Source organism: Lentimicrobium sp. S6 (genome assembly GCF_013166635.1).
Classification (GTDB): domain Bacteria; phylum Bacteroidota; class Bacteroidia; order Bacteroidales; family UBA12170; genus UBA12170.
On record NZ_JABKBZ010000005.1, the window covers coordinates 1 to 19593 of the forward strand.

At 36.6% G+C, this 19593-nt stretch carries 15 protein-coding genes; 6 read left to right on the plus strand and 9 right to left on the minus strand.

The genetic code is table 11. From position 1 onward, the window contains the following. The first annotated feature begins 163 nt into the window (after nt 1–163). Nucleotides 164–2497 (plus strand): penicillin acylase family protein, encoded by a 2334-nt coding sequence (locus tag HNS40_RS03200; protein WP_172277581.1) that lies wholly within the window; start codon nt 164–166, stop codon nt 2495–2497. Here the strand turns inward: HNS40_RS03200 and HNS40_RS03205 are convergent. Further along, complete coding sequence (locus HNS40_RS03205) at nt 2494–3441, minus strand: isopenicillin N synthase family oxygenase (protein ID WP_172277584.1); 948 nt, start codon at nt 3439–3441, stop codon at nt 2494–2496. The two genes, HNS40_RS03200 and HNS40_RS03205, sit on opposite strands and share 4 nt — an antisense overlap. Nucleotides 3442–3664: 223 nt before the next feature. On the opposite strand from HNS40_RS03205, the gene HNS40_RS03210 reads away from it, so the two are divergent. The 5 genes from HNS40_RS03210 to HNS40_RS03230 all read left to right on the plus strand — a co-directional run bounded on the left by HNS40_RS03210 (nt 3665) and on the right by HNS40_RS03230 (nt 9315). Further along, entirely contained in the window at nt 3665–5431 is a 1767-nt protein-coding gene (locus HNS40_RS03210; protein WP_172277587.1) for a chloride channel protein, read from the plus strand. 42 nt (nt 5432–5473) lie between these two features. Continuing rightward, nucleotides 5474–6118: a porin family protein gene (locus HNS40_RS03215; RefSeq protein WP_172277590.1), complete on the plus strand. Its 645-nt coding sequence runs from the start codon at nt 5474–5476 to the stop codon at nt 6116–6118. A 383-nt stretch (nt 6119–6501) separates the two neighbouring features. After that, nucleotides 6502–7230: a pyridoxine 5'-phosphate synthase gene (locus tag HNS40_RS03220; RefSeq protein ID WP_172277593.1), complete on the plus strand. Its 729-nt coding sequence runs from the start codon at nt 6502–6504 to the stop codon at nt 7228–7230. Nucleotides 7231–7289: 59 nt separating this feature from the next. After that, on the plus strand, nt 7290–8069 hold the full coding sequence (locus tag HNS40_RS03225; protein ID WP_172277596.1) for an alpha/beta fold hydrolase: 780 nt from the start codon (nt 7290–7292) through the stop codon (nt 8067–8069). Between the two features lie 67 nt (nt 8070–8136). After that, nucleotides 8137–9315 (plus strand): formimidoylglutamase, encoded by a 1179-nt coding sequence (locus HNS40_RS03230; protein WP_172277600.1) that lies wholly within the window; start codon nt 8137–8139, stop codon nt 9313–9315. Between the two features lie 8 nt (nt 9316–9323). Here HNS40_RS03230 and HNS40_RS03235 read toward each other — a convergent pair whose 3' ends face one another. The 8 genes from HNS40_RS03235 to HNS40_RS03270 all read right to left on the minus strand — a co-directional run bounded on the left by HNS40_RS03235 (nt 9324) and on the right by HNS40_RS03270 (nt 19442). Continuing rightward, nucleotides 9324–10739 (minus strand): hypothetical protein, encoded by a 1416-nt coding sequence (locus HNS40_RS03235; protein ID WP_172277603.1) that lies wholly within the window; start codon nt 10737–10739, stop codon nt 9324–9326. 123 nt (nt 10740–10862) lie between these two features. Then, nucleotides 10863–11810: an alpha/beta fold hydrolase gene (locus tag HNS40_RS03240; RefSeq protein ID WP_172277606.1), complete on the minus strand. Its 948-nt coding sequence runs from the start codon at nt 11808–11810 to the stop codon at nt 10863–10865. 10 nt (nt 11811–11820) lie between these two features. Next, nucleotides 11821–13440 (minus strand): hypothetical protein, encoded by a 1620-nt coding sequence (locus HNS40_RS03245; protein WP_172277609.1) that lies wholly within the window; start codon nt 13438–13440, stop codon nt 11821–11823. Between the two features lie 75 nt (nt 13441–13515). Then, the gene (locus HNS40_RS03250) at nt 13516–14322 is read right to left on the minus strand and encodes a hypothetical protein (protein WP_172277611.1); all 807 of its coding nucleotides are present in this window, start codon (nt 14320–14322) and stop codon (nt 13516–13518) included. Nucleotides 14323–14499: 177 nt separating this feature from the next. Beyond that, a complete protein-coding gene (locus HNS40_RS03255; protein WP_172277613.1) occupies nt 14500–15531 on the minus strand; it encodes a 3-oxoacyl-ACP synthase in 1032 nt (343 codons plus the stop codon). A gap of 26 nt (nt 15532–15557) precedes the next feature. Further along, on the minus strand, nt 15558–16565 hold the full coding sequence (locus HNS40_RS03260) for a 3-oxoacyl-ACP synthase III family protein (RefSeq protein ID WP_172277615.1): 1008 nt from the start codon (nt 16563–16565) through the stop codon (nt 15558–15560). A 10-nt stretch (nt 16566–16575) separates the two neighbouring features. After that, nucleotides 16576–17886 (minus strand): acetyl-CoA hydrolase/transferase family protein, encoded by a 1311-nt coding sequence (locus tag HNS40_RS03265; RefSeq protein ID WP_172277617.1) that lies wholly within the window; start codon nt 17884–17886, stop codon nt 16576–16578. Beyond that, complete coding sequence (locus tag HNS40_RS03270; protein ID WP_172277619.1) at nt 17883–19442, minus strand: sodium:solute symporter; 1560 nt, start codon at nt 19440–19442, stop codon at nt 17883–17885. The genes HNS40_RS03265 and HNS40_RS03270 overlap by 4 nt, the downstream gene beginning before the upstream one ends. Nucleotides 19443–19593: the final 151 nt, after the last annotated feature.

Sequence of the window (19593 nt, forward strand, 5' to 3'; positions counted from 1 at the left end):
TCTTCTGTTTTTGAGATATCTTCGTAATGTAGCATGTTTTGTACTTTTTGTGTGGTAACCTAAAGATACAATAAAACCAAGGGATTCCCAAGGTTTCATGCTGCATTTTTTCTCTAAAATGCTCAGTATATAACGGTGCGAAACTTCAGTTATTATTCTAATTTTGTTATTTGGAGCCCTCTGGTTTTATCTGGATTATCAAAGCCCTAAGTATAGCGGAGAAATAGTATTGCAAGAACTGGAAGAAAAAGCAGAAGTGGTATTTGATGAATATGGAATCCCACATATCTATGCCCAAAATCAGAGAGATGCTTATTTCACCTTGGGATATGTTCAGGTGCAGGAGCGACTGTTTCAAATGGAGCTTTATAGGAGATTGGTTCAAGGAAGAGCCTCTGAAATATTTGGCTCCTCTTTAATTTCCACAGATAAATACTTTCTCACTTTAGGATTAAATGAATTAGCAAAAGAAGCTGCTGAAAAACATTATTATCAAAATCGAAATGCCGAGTATCATGCGGCCACTTATTCATATTTGGAAGGAATAAATGCTTTTATTGCTGAAGATAGGTTGCCGGTAGAATTTCAATTGATAGGTTTTAAGCCAGAACCTTTTGCCGTTGAAGATATGTATGGCAGTTTGTACTTGACTGCTCTTGGGTTTTCTTTCGCACAGAATGAAGATTTACTTTTGAATTTTATTAATACTGATCTTGGGCCAGAGTATTTAGTTGATTTTTCTGAGGATTTTATCCCAAATTTAGATAAAAAGCAAGCCTATGTGAATCAATTAATGACGGAGCAGCTAGAGCATTCGATGAATGAAATGGGATTGCCACTTTGGGAAGGAAGTAATGCATGGGTATTATCAGGTCGTAAAACAAAATCTGGAAAAGCCATATTGTCCAATGATACTCATGTAGGGTTCAGTCAGCCAGCTATATGGTATGAAGCCTATCTTGAATATCCGGGTTATGAGTTTTATGGACATTTCTTGCCAACTGTTCCTTTTGGTATTATTGGCCATAACGATCATTTGGCTTGGGGTTTGACTATTTTCCCATTTGATAATATGGATTATGTGCAATTAGAATCCATTGGAAATCCAGCTAGCTATATTTATTTTCAAGATACAGTGGATTTCGAATTTGTTGATTATGAGATAGTGGTGAAAGATGGTGAAAACGAAAGGTTTACACTTAAAACCTCGAAACTGGGCCCAGTTATCAATCACATAGAACCTCTGATTGATTCCCTTTATACTTCAGATATTACACTCAATTGGTCTATTTATCATCTGGAGAATACTTCTGTTCAAGCCTTATATAAAATGAATCAGGCTCAAAACATGCATGATTTTAAAGAAGCTATTTCGTTGATAGATATAGTGGGTCTAAATGTGATGTATGCCGATGCAAAGAATAATATTGCATGGTGGGGATGTGGAAAAATACCTAGAAGAGATAGTTTGAGTCAGAGTTTTAAGTTTCTAAATTCTGCCGATGGAAAAGATAAGCAAATGGGTTTTTTGAGTTTTGATGAGAACCCTAAGGTGGAGAATCCCATGTCAGGATTTATAGCTACGGCTAATAATAATCCAGTTTTGAGTGGGGGTAGTTTTGTGCCCGGTAATTATTTGCCATCAGATAGAATTGATTTGATTACTAATGCCTTAATAGAAAAAGATGATTGGGATTTAGACGCTTGTCGAGCCCTCCAGCTTGATCATCAATCTATGGTGAAAAGAGATTTAGCCTATTTTATCAGTACTCAGTTAATCGATTTGCCAAAACAAGGGTTATACAGAGAAGTTGCCGATAAACTATCAAAATGGGATGGGAATTATAATCTGCATGGTGTAGAACCTGCTATTTTTTCTCGACTTTATTTCAATATTGCCCAGCAAGCTATGGCTGATGAATTAGGCCCCGCCCTTTTCAGTAAAGCTTGTAAAACATACTTATTGAAGAAGACTTTACCCTCGCTGATTAAGAATGGAACTTCACCATGGTGGCTGAAAAAAGGTTCTGAGGAGTCTAGTACTAGAGCTCAGGTGTTAACAATCGCATTTATGATGACTGTAGACGAGTTGAATAGTGAATTGGGTCCAAAAGTGAAAGATTGGAAGTGGAGCAAAGTGCATACGCTTACTCATGAACATCCCATGGGATCGAGAAAGCCATTAGATAAAAGTTATAATGTTGGTCCATACCCAGTGGCCGGCGGAAATCAAGTTCTCAATAAAATGGAATATGCACTTACAGGTGATGTTATTCATCAGGTAACTTCTGGTCCAGCACTTCGGATACTGATTGATTTTGAAAATGTAGGTGGAGGCTTGAATATTTCTCCGACGGGACAATCTGGAAATTTCAGAAGTCCTCATTATAAAGATCAAGCTGAGATGTTTGTTAATGGGGAGTATAGAGGAATGTTGATGGATAGAAAGGCAATTATAGCAGGGGAACACCAAGTATTAAACTTGTTGCCCCGTTAAATCAATCCTAATTCTCGCAAACGTTCAGTTAAGAACTCCCCAGCTGTAATATCATCAAATTGTTTTGGATTTTCTTGGTCAACACAAGCTGCTAAGCAATCTAGTTTCATATCGCTAACCGGGTGCATAAAGAAAGGAACAGAATATCGCGAACTTCCCCAAGATTCTTTTAGTGGGTTGGTGACCTGATGAACTGTTGATTTTAATTTGTTATTGGTATGACGAGAAAGCATATCACCCACGTTTATCATCAGCTCATCGGGCTGAGCAATGGCGTCTATCCAATCTCCATGATGATTTTGAACTTGTAAGCCTTTTCCCTGAGCGCCCATGAGGAGGGTGATTAAATTAATATCGGTGTGGGCTGCAGCTCTTACCGCTTCTTTTGGTTCTTCAGTAATAGGAGGATAATGAATGGGGCGCAAAATACTGTTGCCTTCTTTTATGTATTTATCGAAATAGAATTCTTCTAAACCAACAAATAAAGCCAAAGCTCTTAAAACATAGATGCCTGTTTTCTCCAACTTCTCGTACACCTCTTGTCCTACTTTATTAAACTCAGGTAACTCTTCCACCATAACATTCTTTGGGTAGATCTCTTTGTATTTAGAATCCTCAGAAATATTTTGTCCAAAATGCCAGAATTCTTTTAAATCACCTTCTGTTCTTCCTTTTGCCGATTCCTTTCCAAAACCCGTATATCCTCTTTGTCCGCCAATGCCTTCTATTTCATATTTTACTTTGGTTTTTAAAGGAAGTCCAAAAAAGCTTTCACACTCCTGATACAGTTGATTTACTAATATCTCTTCTAGGAAATGGCCTTTTAAAGCCACAAATCCTATTTCCTGATAAGCTTTTCCAATGGCTTGTACAAAGTCGTTTTTGCGTTTCGCATCATCAGAAGTAAAGTCATTTAGATTTACAGAAGGGATAATATTGGCCATTTTATTTGTTTTAAATTTAGGAAAGCTAAAGATATAAAATTCTTGTAAATCCTGATAGCGCTGTGCTAGTGTAGTTTATATTTCATAATGAAAAACATATAACTAGCTTATGTTGAATGGTTCTAAGCTGCTTAAAACTTTCTTTTTACTCCTTTCCATTCAAAATATTATGTAATTTTGCACCCCTTAAAAAAAGAGGAGTTTTAATTCTATAAATCAGCCCATGAGCATGATAAGTTTCCTTAGAAAATACAGTTTAAAAAGTTTGAGTACCAAGCAGGTAACCTATATTATTAGTATTGTGATTGGGTTTTTTGTAGGGTTAGCAGCGGTGATTATTAAAAAAGCTGTGCATCTAACACAATGGCTCTTGACCCATAGTTTTAGTGCAGACATGGAACATTACCTGTTTTTTATATATCCCACAATAGGTATTTTTCTGGCTGTATTGTATATGAACTTTATCATTAAGAAAAAAGTGGGACATGGTATTCCAGCTGTGCTTTATGCCATATCAAAACAAAATGGAATTATCCCTAAACATAATATGTTCTCCTCCATCTTCACGGCGAGTTTTACCGTAGGTTTTGGTGGTTCAGTAGGGTTGGAGGGACCAACGGTATATACTGGAGCAGCCATAGGAAGTTATTTTGGCCAGATTTTAAAAACCAATTATCGTCAAACAATATTCTATTTAGGTTTTGCCAGTGCTGCGGCCATGGCGGCAATCTTCAAAGCGCCAGTTGCAGGAATTGTATTTGCCTTAGAGGTGATCATGCTTGATCTTACTATGGCGGCATTGCTTCCTCTTTTATTGTCTTCTGTTACTGCGGTAATGGTTAGTTATATGTTTATGGGTCAGGGTGCTGTTTATCATATTGAACAAGTAGATCCTTTTCTTTTGAAAGATGTGATTTGGTTTATCCTTCTAGGCGTTTTTACAGGTTTAGTAAGTACCTATTTTACCAAGGCTTATATTAAAATAGAATCTATTTTTTCTTCCATGAAGAAATGGTATACCAAGCTTTTAGTAGGAGGAACTGTTTTAGGGGGCTTAATATTTTTGTTCCCATCTTTATATGGAGAAGGTTATGATGCCATTAACACCGCATTGCATGGCGAAACTTCTAATCTATTTGCCAACTCGGTTTTCTTCGATTTTAGAGATGATGTTTGGGTGGTATTTGCCATGATGGCTATAATCTTAATCACTAAGGTGATTGCTACTTCTGTTACTTTTGGCGCAGGAGGTATTGGAGGTATTTTTGCACCTTCTTTATTCTTAGGAACCTATGCTGGCTTACTATTCTCAAAGACAGTTAATTATTTTGGTTTCGAAAATTTATCTGAAAAGAATTTTGCCTTGGTGGGTATGGCTGGTATTATTTCGGGAAATCTACATGCTCCTTTAACCGCTATCTTCCTTATTGCTGAGTTAACGACTGGGTATACGCTATTTGTTCCCTTAATGCTCACTTCTGCTTCTTCCTACGCAACGACCAAATTATTTGTTACCAATTCAGTATATACCCATCAGTTGGCTAAACGAGGGGAATTAGTAACCCACGATAAAGATAAGGCGGTTATGCAAATGCTTTCGGTGAAGGATTTAATAGAAAAAGATTTCAAAACTATTGAGCCTTCAGCTACTCTAGGCGAATTAATTGATGTGGTAGCTGATTCTAAACGCCATGTTTATCCAGTCGTAGATGAAACCAATGAGTTCCATGGAGCTATAACCCTCGATGAGATCAAACATATCATGTTTAAGCCAGAATTATACGATAAATATACTGTAGAGGATTTAATGTTTGTTCCGGTTTCCAAGGTCGATCCAGAGGAAAGTATGGAGGAGGTTGCTAAAAAATTCAATAAATCGGGTTATTATAATATGCCTGTCATTAAGAATGGTAAGTACTGGGGTTTTGTAAGTCGTGCCAATGTGTTCTCCGCCTATAGAAAATTATTAAAAGATTTTTCTGACGATTAATTATTTATTTCTACTTTTGAGGGGTAAATCAAAACCTTAAAAATGAAAAAAATATTTATCACTCTCCTCGTTTTATTTTCCATTTCTTCTTTTGCTCAGAATCACTTTATTGGTGCGCAATTTGGGTTGGGTTCATCGGATTCTTTTGGTACAGAATGGGTGAAGAATGATAAAAGTTTAAATTCTTTCTCTACTGGTTTAACTTATGATTTTAAATTAAAGAATAATATTCTCTTAGGTTCGGGATTGATATACGAACGTAGAGGTTCCGAGGAAAATAGGGCTTCCCTCTGGAATCCTAGTGATTCAAAAATGAGGTTTGATTACTTAATGATTCCAGTGAAAGCAGGATATCAAATCGGTAATAAATGGTCTGGGTATGCTTATTTAGGATTGGTTCCGGCTTATTTATTAAAAGCTGACAAAAAATCTCCTGAAAGAACCTACCCCCATGGTTCAGATGACCCAATAATCTCTAATGTAACAGAAAGCATGAATAGATTTAATCTTTCTGTCATGTTTGAATTGGGCTGTAATTATCAGTTGAATAATAAGTTATCATTGTTTGTTTCTGGAAGTTATTTGCGAGAGATTACTGAAGTTTATAAAGACCTAGATTCGTATTCTTTTAGATACCACCGCCTCAATATTTCCCTAGGAGTAAAGTATGCGTTAAAATCAGAATAATTCTGTTTTTTGTACTTAGCCAACTTTTCAAACCAATCTTATTTGTTCCTTTTGTGGATCTTGGTGTAATTCTTTGTGTTCCTTCGTGGTTAAGCTTTGGAAGGATACGTGTCTTGAAATATGAGAATCTTTAAATTATAAGAAAGGAAATTCTAATTCAGTGGTAACTAGTTTAAAATATAGTCAATAGAACTGTCGTTAGAACCAGAATTGTTTGCTTTGTCTGGCTTCTCCAAAAATTGTATTTGCGAACATTTTCTTATTAACTTTGCAGCCCAATTCTAGGCAAAACCATTTGCTGTTGAATGTAATTCTTACATCATAGTTTATTTATAAAAGAATATGGTGTAAGTAAAAATAACACATTGAAAAACAATATTTTAATGGAAAACCAGACCAAGTTAAGTGTAAATATAAATAAAGTTGCCACCCTCAGAAATGCCAGAGGTGGTGATATGCCCAATGTTTTAAAAGTAGCTTTAGATTGCGAACGATTTGGAGCCCAAGGAATCACGGTACATCCTCGTCCCGATGAGCGTCATATTCGCTATGCCGATGTATTTGAACTTAAGCCTCAATTAACAACCGAGTTTAATATTGAAGGCTATCCCAACGAGAGCTTTATGAAATTGGTATTAGATTCAAAACCTGCTCAGGTAACTCTCGTTCCCGATCCTCCTGGAGTATTAACTAGCAATGCCGGTTGGGATACCATTAAGCATGAAAGTTATTTAAAGGAAGTAGTGGCAGAATTTCAAGCTAATAATATCAGAACTTCTATTTTTATAGAAACTGATGCCAAACTGATTGAAAATGCTGCCAAAATTGGAACCGACAGAGTGGAACTTTATACCGAAAGTTATGCTACTGATTATCCCAAAGGAAAAGAAGCAGCCATTAGAGCTTTTGTGGAAGCTGGTAAAATAGCTCAAAAAGTGGGCTTAGGTTTAAATGCAGGTCATGATTTGAGTTTAGAGAATTTGAGATATTTTGCAGAAAATGTTCCTGGATTGCTAGAAGTAAGTATTGGTCATGCTTTAATAAGCGATGCGCTTTATTTTGGTTTGGAAAATACCATTCAGATGTATCTCAACCAACTCAGGAATATTTAATTTATTATAGTCAACTTTAAGTACTCCAAGTACTTTAGGCACTTTAAGTACTCATTATTATGCAATTATTTTACAGAAAATTTGGCCAAGGAAAGCCACTCATTATACTGCACGGATTATTTGGGATTTCCGATAATTGGGTCAGTTTCGCAAAGAAAATAGTAGAACTGGGTTATGAAGTTTATATTCCAGACCAAAGAAACCATGGACAATCTCCTCATAGCCCTGCCTTTAATTATTTAGCTCTTGTTGACGATTTGTTCGAGTTTGTGGATGAACATGAATTAGAGGATGCCATTATTTTAGGTCACAGCATGGGAGGAAAAGTAGCCATGCGATATGCATTGGAGAATCCTCACTTTTTGTCTAAGTTGATTGTAGTGGATATTAGTTTACGAGCCTACGAGGCACGACCTCATCATAAAAACATCATCCGCGCCATGAAGAAAGTCGATTTCTCAATGGTGACCTCGAGGAAGCAAGTTGAAGAGATTTTGGCGGAAAATATTTCAGATACAAAAATCAGGTTATTTGTGATGAAAAATCTTCATCGAATCAGTCAAACCAAATTTGAATGGCGATTGAACCTAGATGGTATTTGTGATAATCTGGATCAGATGTTTGATGGGATTGATATTCCGGAGCCATTTACTAAGCCCAGTTTGTTTATTAGAGGTGGTGCTTCAGATTATATTATTGATGCAGATATTGCTCCTATTAACGAGGCTTTTCCAGATAATCAGCTATTTACTATCGATGGAGCAACTCATTGGGTACATGCTGAGGCTCCCGATTTATTCTATCAATATGTATCAGGATTCCTACAAAAGGATCGATAAAATCTACAATTGCAAATTTATCATAACCTTTTCGAAAAAATAAAGTATAAGAATCAAAACTATTGTGATGGATTTGTCGATTTATTTTGACCCAATTAATATTGAGGATTTTAAGTTTATAAGGAGACGCAGCCGCAAATCCTTTGGTGATATGATACTGAAGAATATGGAAGGCTCCTATTTTCCCGATCTAGAGGAGGTGCAAATTGCCCTTATTGGCGTGCCAGAGGAGCGTTCTCAGGTAGGTAATCCTGGTTGTGGATCAGGTACGGATATCATTAGAGATTATTTTTACGATTTATTTCCTGGAAATTACCAAGCTAGAATTGCGGATTTAGGAAATCTAAAATTAGGTCACAGCATACAAGATACTTATTATGCTTTAACAGCTGTTTGCTCCGAATTATTGAATAATCATATTGTTCCTATTATCATAGGTGGAAGCCAAGATTTAACTTATGCCAATTATAGAGCTTATGAAAATTTGGGTCAGATTATAAATATCGCGGCCATCGATAATCAATTTGATTTGGGTGAAAATGATGAGGAACTTAATTCTCGTTCCTATCTTTCTAAAATCATACTCCATCAACCCAATTTCTTGTTCAACTATACTAATTTAGGTTATCAAACTTACTTTGTTGATCAAGACGCTATTCGTTTAATGGATAACCTCTTCTTCGATACTTATCGTTTAGGTAATGTTCGTTCGGATATGAAAGAAGTAGAGCCCATGGTGAGAAATGCCGATATGATTAGTATTGATATTTCGGCCATCAGACAAACCGATGCTCCGGGTAATATGAATACCACTCCAAATGGCTTTTTGGGCGAAGAAATGTGTATGATTACTCGTTATGCCGGATTAAGTGATAAGTTGAGCTCTATTGGCTTTTATGAGTATAATCCGGATATGGATTTTAATGGACAAACCGCTCATCTCATTGCTCAAATGATTTGGTATTTTGTAGATGGCTTTTATAGTAGAATGCAAGACTATCCCATTGATAAGAAGAGCTTAGATTATAAAAAGTTCATGGTGAAATTAACCAATCAACAGGACGAACTAGTTTTCTTCAAGAGTAATAAAACCGATCGTTGGTGGATGGAAGTAGATTGCACGGCTACCGTAAAAGCAAAATATGAGCGTCATTATTTAGTGCCTTGTAGTTATCAAGACTACGAGAAAGCATTATCCGACGACATCCCCGAAAGATGGCTACAGGCTTATCAGAAGTTGATGTAATCTAAAAATTAAACCAATTCTTTTAGTTCCGATTTTGAAAATAAATCTGGGAGAAATCCGCTTAATTCGGAATGTAATTCCTTTAATTTCATGTTGATGTATTTATTTTTCGGCACTTCTTTGGAAGACTGAATGATAATATCTTTGAGCTGTGTCTCGCTAATCTTTCCTTCCATATATTTCGCTAAACTTACATACCAGAGTATGGTAGGGACATATCGAGCTTTGCCCAAATATTCTTTTTCCTTAAAAGCTAAATTATATCTCTTTTCTAATTGGATGACTTGTTGATATTTTTCTTGTTTGAGGAGAGACATAAAATAAGGACAAAAGAAAATATGCCACCTGACTTTAAATATTTCTTTTTTATAGGCTCCAAGAAAAGTTTCCCCATAGCTTTCTGCGCATGAATACTTATAACATTTGTTCAGAACTCTTAAATATACTGATACAAAGCCAATTCGGGTATACATGCTATTGGTTCTTTTTAATTGAGGAATGCTCTCCTGCATTAAGTTTAAAGCCTCGGTGTTTTTATTGTTAATGATGAGGATATTGCACAGCTTGATTAAGTAAAATAGAAAGTCTGAGTTTTTTTGTCTGACACTTAGGTAGGCGTATTTCTCTGCCAGATCCATTTCTCTTAGCATGGAATGCATCATGGCTCTGTTGGAATAATAATTGGCTAATATTCGTTTTGAATAAAATTTACTGGTTTGAATTTCCTTATCAAGCTCGTCATAAATCCCTCTGAGTTTGTCAAATTGTCGATAATTATAATGGATGTAAGTGATTCGGATAAATGCTTTGTAACGAGTAAAACCATCAACTATTTTATTCTGAAAAGTACTCAATAAAAATTCTTCCCATTGTTTAGAATCACCAAGTGAAGTGGTATGTTGATTGATGATATCTACAGCAGATATATTCATTTCTCTGTTTAGTTCTAATGCTTCTAGGTGTGCTGTCTCGTATTTTTGAAGGTATTCTTGTACTGATTTGTAATAGAATATCCGAGTACGAATCAGTAAAAAATCCCTATAGGAATTGAGCATTTCGTAAAAACGGATGAAATTGAAAGAAGAGGGGTTGATGGTCTTGGTATACTTCAATAGATTTTTTTCATCTTCAGGAAGTAAGTTGTCCATGTTGATTTTCATCTCCATCTCCATAATCCACTCAAAAAAAACATCCACATCTACACTGCTTAGCTTTTCGCTAATCCATTTCATTAAATTGGAATACCTCCTCTTGTCAATATTTAGAGGGAAATCTTTGGTACTATTGGGATGACTTACATTGTATCTGATAAATTCTAAAATCCTTAAAACATCCTGATTCTCAAATTTCTGAATGGAATCAATATAAGCCAGTTCGTGTGGATATAGAAGGTTTGCGAATGTTGAGAATTTATTTAGTTGCATGATTTTTAATCCCTTTTATGGTCTTTCAAAATTAAAGTAATTTGCTGAGATATCATCTTTTCAATTTGAAAAAACCGCTTCCTCATATGAGAAAGCGGTTGAAGTTTGAGAAATATAAATAGACTAATTGATAAATAATTTCATTTCCTCAATGACAATTTCTGGCTTTTCAAACATTAGGAAATGGCCACATTTGGGTATCATAATCAATTTACTATCGGAAATGTGTTCATGACCATATTCAGCTATTTTGCTTGTAGTGCCTGGGTTAAGGTATCTGTTGGGTATGAGATTGTCATTCTCTCCAAAAAATATTAATGTAGGTATTTCTAGCTGGTCTAATTTGTCAATAATCGGTTCGTTTATCATTCCGGCAACCGATTTACTGACGGCATAACAATATCCTCCAAAATCAGAAGCTTCTCTCATGGCCATTCTATCAGTCATCATAAATTCTGCATCTTTTGGCATATTATAAAAATTGAAAGCCAAATTGGTTTCTATTCCTTCGTAAGTTGTATTGTGAACTAAAATCGGAGTCATAATATCTTCAAACCATTCTTTTTGACCAGGAGTAAAGCGTTCAAATCCTGCAGGTGCAAATAAAATCAGATTATTCAGCTGTTCTGGCCAGCTTAAGCCATAAACTACGCTGATTTGTCCGCCCATGGAATGTCCTGCTAGCGAGAATTTATCTATTCCAAGCTTCCCTGTTATTTCATGAATGATGTCGGCATAGAAGCTCATCATACCACTATGTGGAGCTTTGCTTGATTTTCCATAACCAGGTAAGTCAATAGCGATACAGCGGTATTTTTTGCTGAGTTCGGGAATGAGTTTGTCATAAGCAGGAATATAAGAACCTAAACCATGAATAAAAATAATGGTTTCGGTGCCACTGCCTTCGTCAGTATAGGCCACTTCAATTTCATTGTCGAGCTGAATCGTTTTTACAGGAACTCTATAATTTAAGTCTTGAAAGCTCTTCAGTTTTGGGATGTTTTTATAGGGAGCGCAAGCTGTCATACTAATAATGGCGAATAATAGGATGCTATATTTTATCATTTTCATATCTCTAAATTTAAAATAATAACCATTTATAAACGATAAATACGGTCCAGGGATTTGGAGGTCGAACATCGTAACTACCGTTAATATCGGAGCTGTAGTTGCTGTCATTGCTGTCGAAGAATTCTCCGAGCCACATATTGGCTCCGTGAAGTTCAACGCTCATAAATGCGCCTAGTTTGTATTTGATAGCTGCATTAAGCTCAGTTCCAATATTGCTTCCGCCATTTTGAGGAACTACATTACTAAATCCTTGTGCCATTCCTATTTTTATATTCAATTTGTGAGGAATGATGTCGTGATGTGCATTTAAAGTAAAGGCATTTAAACCATATCCCATATTTGATAAATCTGAGACTACAGGAGTGAATCTGTTTACTACGTTAATATGTGGAAACAATAGATATGCCCCAGAACTGATGAATATGGAAGCAGGTAATCCCCATGTATTTCCAGTAATAACACCAGTATATTTTCCATCGCTAATTCCATTTGGATCTCCAGAGGAGTATACGTAGTCTACAGATACATAATCGTTTAGTGTTTGTCCGTAGCGGTAAGCGCCTCTTGCATTTAAGGCAAAGCCACTGACGTCTACTCCATCTTCCCAACCTTCTTGGTTTACGTTAACATGCCCAAGATTATAGCTGAAAAAACCGGAAAGCTGATATCTATCCATGATAAAATCTGGATTTCTACTAAAGAAAGTACCTAGCCAATAAATATCAGCGGTATAATCATTGGTACCAAAATTAAATAGATAAGCTCCATTATAGGCAGTTAATACACTGGTTAGTCCTTGTCCAAAAACAGAGACTCCTCCGGTATTTTTTCCTCGGTCGAGAATGCCATAAACAGAAGCTCCAACATTCCAGTATTTAGGAAGTTTTCTACGATAGAAGAATTCTAAAAGAGTCACGTCATCGCTTAATTCAGTACTGTTTTCATATAATTTGTAATAACCGAGTTTAAGCTTAGATAAATCTGTATTTCTTCTCACTGAAATACCAACTGCATCCGAACCCCAATAGGCTAATCGATATCCGGTATAGGTCATTTTGTCGAAAAAGGTCCTGTAAGGATTGAATGGGGTGTCATAGAGCCTTTGTAAACCCACATTGATGGCCCATCCCTTTGCAGGAATAAATTCTATTTCTACATTTTGAGTTTGTATGTTTACTTGGTCCCCAGAAAGGGCGCCTCCTTTGTTTCCACCAACGCCATAGGCTTGATCTCCCCAAGTCCAATCAATTTCAAAAGAAGCTCTGAGGAGGGCTTTACCTTTAAATAATTTGGGTTCATAGATAAAAAAGGGTATTAATCGTTGTTCCCCATAATAAGAGGTCTTGCTAGAAGAAGTAGTTGAAGAGTTTTGACCAAATAATCGACCCACTAATTGACCATTAAATAAGCTGCTCTCCGGATACATGTTCGTAGAAACTCCTTGTGTAATGAAAAAGGCATAGAAGGTCAGTTCTTTGTTTAATCCAGCTTCATAGGGAAGGTCTTGTTCAAAAAGGGTAGAGGAGGAGGAGGTATTTTGTAATTGATTCTCTGTATAATTAGCTACCTGACTAAAGCCGTAAAAGCTTGTAAATAGCACTCCTATTATCAACAGTATTTTCCGTTTCATTTCTAAGGATTTAGATGATAAAGGACCGCTTCTATATATTAAAAGAGCGGTCCTTTTGATTAAATACTATAAGAATTAATATCTGACATACTTTTGGATGTTGGTTTCTCCAAATGCACCACCATTAGTGCTTCCAAATCCTTGAGCTGCGGTAGGAGGAATGTTTTGTGTTCCTGATGTTTGAACCACCTCATACCACAATTTCTCTGGGTCTTGCTTTACTTGGAAAATACCTGATACATCAGCAGCATAAGGCTCAACTTGTGTAATAATGATATCCCAAATATCCTCAACTTCTGATCTTTCAATAGTAAAGGTACCATTGAAAATAATGTCAGGAGTAGTGCTGGTATTACCATTGCTGTATTGATGAACTAAGTAAGTGAAATCGTCATTAAATTCAGCATAAATAGAATCCACTAAGAAATAAGTCACCAAAAGAGGAGCAACATTTTCACCTGTGGAATACCATTTTCCAATAATACCTAATTCAGCGGCTAGGTCGGCGCTTTTTGAGGCCCCAGATGCTAAAGATTCTCCTTTATCATCATAAACAGAGGTTTTTGTAGCTACAGTTACCTTGGTGTTTTCAGGAATAATAGAGGTATAATCTAAGGTAATATTTACAGACGCACTTCCCGCTGTATGTGCTATGGCGTATGTAAAATCCACACCAGGAATAGTGACTTCGATATTGGCATCGGTTAAATCACCAGATGCGCTAGAAGTTGCATAAACGCCTTCTGAAAAGGTAAGAGTAACTAAATTTCCGGCAGCATTAAGGCCGTTCATTGTTGGTGCAGGGTTTTCAGTATCTTTTGTACAAGATGCAAAAGATATAACCAATAATGCGAGTAAAGAAACTAATAGATTGTTTTTCATTTTATTGTAAGTTTTATAATTGATTTATTGATAATTTTCAAAATTAATTAATTGTGAATTTAACTGGGCTTAATCGTAATAATTGTTAGCCTAGGATTATTTTACTAAATATGGTTATAAATATTTTAAATATCATGTAATCAGGTGGTTAAATTGAAATAAAATAGCCCTGACAAATTAAGTAATTTTACCCCAGCTAATCACATTCGCAGCCCAAGCATATCCTATCCCGGCCGATATCATGGATATTATACTTCCTTCTTTAACCTGTCCTGATTGTAAAGCCAGGTGTAATGATAAAATTTGATCTATTTGTCCAAGATGACCATAGTTTTCAAGATATATGCTGTCCTTTTCTTTTAAACCAAGTTCATCGAGGATATAGCTGTGCATAGATCGTTTGAAGTGAAGTACAGCAAGGTAATCTAACTGGTTTTGTTCTATTCCTGATTTCATAAACGCTTTCTCAATACATTCTAGCCAGTTTTTCATGGAGACTTCATTGAGTCTTGTTTTCATGTGTTCTACATCAAAAACTTGAAGTGATTGATAAGCCTTGTCTACATTTTCTTTGGTGATGGGATGGCAAGTTCCTCCATACAGAACTCCAACATCTCGTGCGAGACTGCCATCGGTAATGATGTGAGAACTATGCAATAGGTTTTTATTCATTCCCTTATGTAAAATGATAGCTCCGCCTCCGGCGCCAAGGTTAAACATCATCGATAAGCTGGTGTCTGTATAATCTACAAAATCACCATTTCGGTATCCTCCAGCAATAAGTACCGTATTGATGTCTGGATCTGAGTTCATCATGTCTTTCGCCACTTTCATGGCAGAAACGGTGCTGCAGCATCTTTGCTGTAAATCGAAGGCCCAAGCTTTCTCTGCGCCAATTTTTTCTTGAATATAGATGGCTGTAGTTGTGAGTGGATATTCTTTCCACTCTTCGCCAATGCTAATGATGAGGTCGATATCCAAAGGGTCGACTCCAGTGTTCTTTAAAGCATCAAATGTGGCCCAAACTCCCATTTCTTGAGTTCCATCATTCTCACCTGGGATGGGTTTTTCAATAATGCCTAATTTCTCAATAATGGCCTCCTCCGTCCAAGTGCCTTGGGTAGCATCAGCAATTTCCTTGGCAGTCATTTTATTTTCTGGAAGATAAATTCCAGTTCCAAGTATCCCTATATTATTTGTTGTATTCATATGCAATGTGAATTTAAAACCCGGTTTTAATAAGTGAAAAGATTGCTACCTACCGCAAGTCCAGCTCCTGAAGCGATGAACATAACTTTGTCGCCTCTTTTAATATTCCCATCCTTTATGGCATGATGAAAAGCAATAGGAATACAGGCAGAGCCCGTATAGGCGTATTTATCCATAATGCAAGTGGTTTTTGAGTAGGGGAGATTTAACTCATCCATCACTTTTAAGATGACAGATTTATTAATTTGCGTGAAAATAAAATGGTCAACCTCCTCTAATTCTGTTTTTGATTTTTCTAAGAGCTTTTTAGCAACCATTGGCCATAGCCTCACATTTCTATTGCTTGGCATGGGTTTTAAACTCATCAATCCAAACTCATTGTTTTTTAATTTCTCGAGAGTTATGGGGTTTTTGGCCGCGCCAGAATAAATACCAATGAAATCCCATTGTGTTCCATCGCTCAATAGTTGGCTATTGATATAATCTGAGGAGTCTTGGCTTTGATTTTCTATGATAATAGCACCTGCACCATCAGAGAATATGGGATAAGAAAAAACGTCATCTTCACGAATAAAAGCTGGCATGTTATAGACGCCTATCACTAAGGCATATTTGATACTAGGATCTGTTTTTAATATTCTTACCGCATTATCATAGGCAATAGTAAAGCTGGCACAAGAAGCGGAAACATCAAAAGTGCTGGTCCATTTCTCTGCTCCTTGAATTCTGCCCTGAACTAGAATGGAAGTCGCAGGAGTTATGAATTCTGGAGTGTCTGTACCTACAATGATAAGGCCGATATCTTCTGCTTTTATTCCACTGTTTTTAATGGCATCTAATCCTGCTTTGGTCGCAAAATCTGCAGTGCTTTCCTCTATGCCTCTTAATTTAGCAATATGTCTATGTTTGATGCCTAGCTTATGTTCCATCTTTTCTTCATCAAATGTGATGGAGGTGAGCTCCATAAGCTCTTTATTGGAGATGGCTTCTCCAGGAACATACATTCCAGTGCCTATTATTTTTGTTTTATTCATGGTTTTGTGTTTAAATAAATCCGACTTTTTCAGCATCGCTTCTCAATTGCGCTCTAAAATCAGGATGTGCGATTTTGATCAATTCCTCTGTTCTTTCTTTTATAGATTTGCCCCGGAGGCTGGCGATACCAAATTCTGTAACAATATAGTCTGTATTGCTACGATGTAAGGTAACAGCAGTTCCGGCAGGTAATACAGTGACGATGGTGGAGACGCTTCCTCCTTTTGCTGTGGAGCGACAGGCGATGATGGATTTGCCTTTCCCGTCTGTGCCTTCCACAGCTCCAACGGCAGTGTCTGCTTGTCCACCAGTTCCTGAATATTGGCTAGTACCTATAGATTCACTAGCTACCTGTCCCATTAAATCGACCATGATACAGGTGTTAATAGAGACCATTTTCGAATTGAGTTTGATGAGTGCAGGATCGTTGGCGAATTTCCCTCTGATAAATTCAACAGAGGGATTATTGTCAAGCCATTCATATAGTTTAGGTGAGCCCATGGCAAAAGTGCAAACGAATTTGTCTTTATAATAGGATTTCTTTTTATTGGTGATGACTCCAGCTTCATATAATTCCATCATGCTGTCTACCAGCATTTCGGTATGTACTCCTAAATCCTTCTTCCCTTTTAAGGAAAGAGCAGCTGCATTTGGAATGTCGCCAATTCCTAATTGTATGGTAGAGCCATCCTCCACTAACGATGCAATATGGTTGCCAATCTCCATAGCTGTTTCATCAGGTTCTGGGGAGGGTAAGGAAGGGGCTGCTTGAGTATTTTCTACAAAATAGTTCACATCACTAATGTGAATATGTGTGTCGCCTAAGGTTCTAGGGAGTTCTTCATTAACTTCCAGCACAACGATATCAGCGGATTCCAGAATGTCTTTTTCGTAGGTGATTCCTAAGGATAGGGAAACAAAACCATTTTTATCAGGAGGTGTACATGTTCCAATAAATAGATGAGGGCGTCTATTGAAGAGTCTGTCGAGCCCAGCTCGGTGAAGCATATTGGGAACATAAGTTACTGTTCCTGTTTTTTCTTTTAAGGCTTTTCTGGAGCCAGGGGCATGAAACCAGCTGCAAAGTTCAAAATGCCCTTTCATCTCTGGATTCATATAGAACTCATAGGCTTTCAAGGTCAATACAGAATAAACCTTTACATTTTCCACTCTTTCTTTTGCCAAGTGAAATTGCTCCATGCAGCCTTGTGGTTCGCTGGCACACTGAGCAACTATGATATCAGAATCGGATTTTATTAGATTGGCGACCTCTTTGGTGGAGATCAACTTGTTGTTATATATTTTTTGATAGTCTTTCATATCTGTGCTGATTTATTTGAGAATTTATTTTGATAAGCCATGATGATAAGCCCAGAACTTACTGAAATAATAATGGCTGTAGAAGAAGCAATAGCTGGATTTCTGATGCTTCCTTCTAAGTATTTGGTATACCATCCGAAATCTATTTGATATTTACTCACTAGTATAGGGAGTAAATAATATACTGTAAAATGAGTGGCGAAAGCGATTATTGAGGCAAAAAGAGCAGGCTTTATATTGTTTTTTTTGGAGAAAATCCCATATAAAATAGGAAAAAAGGCTACTGAGAAATAAGCATAAACCCCATTCTGAGCTAAAATGGCCACGCTTAATTTAGGATGAAGAATTTGGTCGTAAGTAATAAAAAATGCAGTGAATCCTAAGGCTATTATTACGAGACGATTAATCGTGATCATGGCTTTGTCCGACTTAATATGTTTTCCAAAAAGCACTTCGATAATATCATTAGTGATACTTGTAGAAACGGATTGTATCAAACCTTCTAGTGTTGACATTCCTGCAGAAATGAGCCCCAGAATAACTATTAATCCAATGATAACGGAGAAGAGTCCGTTTGAGAAAACCTGAAGTACATAAGCAGGTATAATGCCGTCTGTTTTAAGTGCTTGTCCTTCTATGGTCATGTCTGGGAAAGTGAGACGAGCATACAGTCCAACAATAATAACAGCGTAGAAAATAGTTTGAGCTATTACAGCAGTAGTGAGGAATTTATTGACATCTTTTTCCTCTTTTAGAAGCAGTGATTTGGTGATGATATGGGGTTGACAGACCACTGCGATTCCAACAATGATTTGAGCGAAAATAATCTCATAATAATCACGAAATAAAATACTTCCGGGGTTTGGACTTGTGGCTAAGCTAGGATCTATTGTTGATATTTTTTGAAAGAAGGCATCAATTCCTCCTCTGAAATGTTCGTAACCAGAACCAAGGAGGATAAAAGCCACTACAATCATGATAATAGCTTGAATGGTGTTGGTATAAACCATGGAATTTGCCCCTCCGAACATCATATAGCCAAATACAAAAACAATTAAGCCTATTAAAATATATACTTCCTCAATATTCAAGGATTTGGACAGGACTTTTGTAATCGCAACCAGTATTAATACAATAAAGGTGAGTAAAAAAGTAGACAAGAAGGCCATCATCAAAGCGTAGTTTTTGCTTTTATATCTGATTCCTATCCATTGTGCTAGGGTGAGTGCGTTTACTGATTGTCCATATTTTCTAAATGCTTTGGAGAGTATGACCAAAGACACCATGGATGCAATGGGGAAAAATATACCAAATGAAAGCACTCCACTAAAGCCATAAATAGCAATAAGTCCAGGATTAATGACAAAGGTGGCTGCGCTGGTAATACTGGCGGCCAATGAAAGGCCTACAGCAATAGGAGAAAAAGTGACGTTTCCCACCGCGTAATCTGAAATATTCTTGATGGATAGGGCTCCTTTGATAACGAAGTATAAGACCATAATGGCATATATCGAAATCAAAATCCATGTTCCTGTAACTTGAAGAGAGGTTGCCATTTATAGTTTTTAAATTTTTATTGACTTGTGGATAATTACCTTTTAAAATTACTTTTTATCTTTTTATTCTGAAACTTGAATTCTAGATTTTATAAACAGATGAGCGGTCCAAAAAAAGAGGAAAATTCATTGATAAAATCACTCCTTTTGA

Excerpts from the sequence above, each read along its gene's own strand:
- HNS40_RS03205 (WP_172277584.1), bottom strand. The coding sequence starts at position 3,441 with ATGGCCAATATTATCCCTTCTGTAAATCTAAATGACTTTACTTCTGAT.
- HNS40_RS03210 (WP_172277587.1), top strand. The coding sequence starts at position 3,665 with ATGAGCATGATAAGTTTCCTTAGAAAATACAGTTTAAAAAGTTTGAGT.
- HNS40_RS03215 (WP_172277590.1), top strand. The coding sequence starts at position 5,474 with ATGAAAAAAATATTTATCACTCTCCTCGTTTTATTTTCCATTTCTTCT.
- HNS40_RS03220 (WP_172277593.1), top strand. The coding sequence starts at position 6,502 with ATGGAAAACCAGACCAAGTTAAGTGTAAATATAAATAAAGTTGCCACC.
- HNS40_RS03225 (WP_172277596.1), top strand. The coding sequence starts at position 7,290 with ATGCAATTATTTTACAGAAAATTTGGCCAAGGAAAGCCACTCATTATA.
- HNS40_RS03230 (WP_172277600.1), top strand. The coding sequence starts at position 8,137 with ATGGATTTGTCGATTTATTTTGACCCAATTAATATTGAGGATTTTAAG.
- HNS40_RS03235 (WP_172277603.1), bottom strand. The coding sequence starts at position 10,739 with ATGCAACTAAATAAATTCTCAACATTCGCAAACCTTCTATATCCACAC.
- HNS40_RS03240 (WP_172277606.1), bottom strand. The coding sequence starts at position 11,810 with ATGAAAATGATAAAATATAGCATCCTATTATTCGCCATTATTAGTATG.
- HNS40_RS03245 (WP_172277609.1), bottom strand. The coding sequence starts at position 13,440 with ATGAAACGGAAAATACTGTTGATAATAGGAGTGCTATTTACAAGCTTT.
- HNS40_RS03250 (WP_172277611.1), bottom strand. The coding sequence starts at position 14,322 with ATGAAAAACAATCTATTAGTTTCTTTACTCGCATTATTGGTTATATCT.
- HNS40_RS03255 (WP_172277613.1), bottom strand. The coding sequence starts at position 15,531 with ATGAATACAACAAATAATATAGGGATACTTGGAACTGGAATTTATCTT.
- HNS40_RS03260 (WP_172277615.1), bottom strand. The coding sequence starts at position 16,565 with ATGAATAAAACAAAAATAATAGGCACTGGAATGTATGTTCCTGGAGAA.
- HNS40_RS03265 (WP_172277617.1), bottom strand. The coding sequence starts at position 17,886 with ATGAAAGACTATCAAAAAATATATAACAACAAGTTGATCTCCACCAAA.
- HNS40_RS03270 (WP_172277619.1), bottom strand. The coding sequence starts at position 19,442 with ATGGCAACCTCTCTTCAAGTTACAGGAACATGGATTTTGATTTCGATA.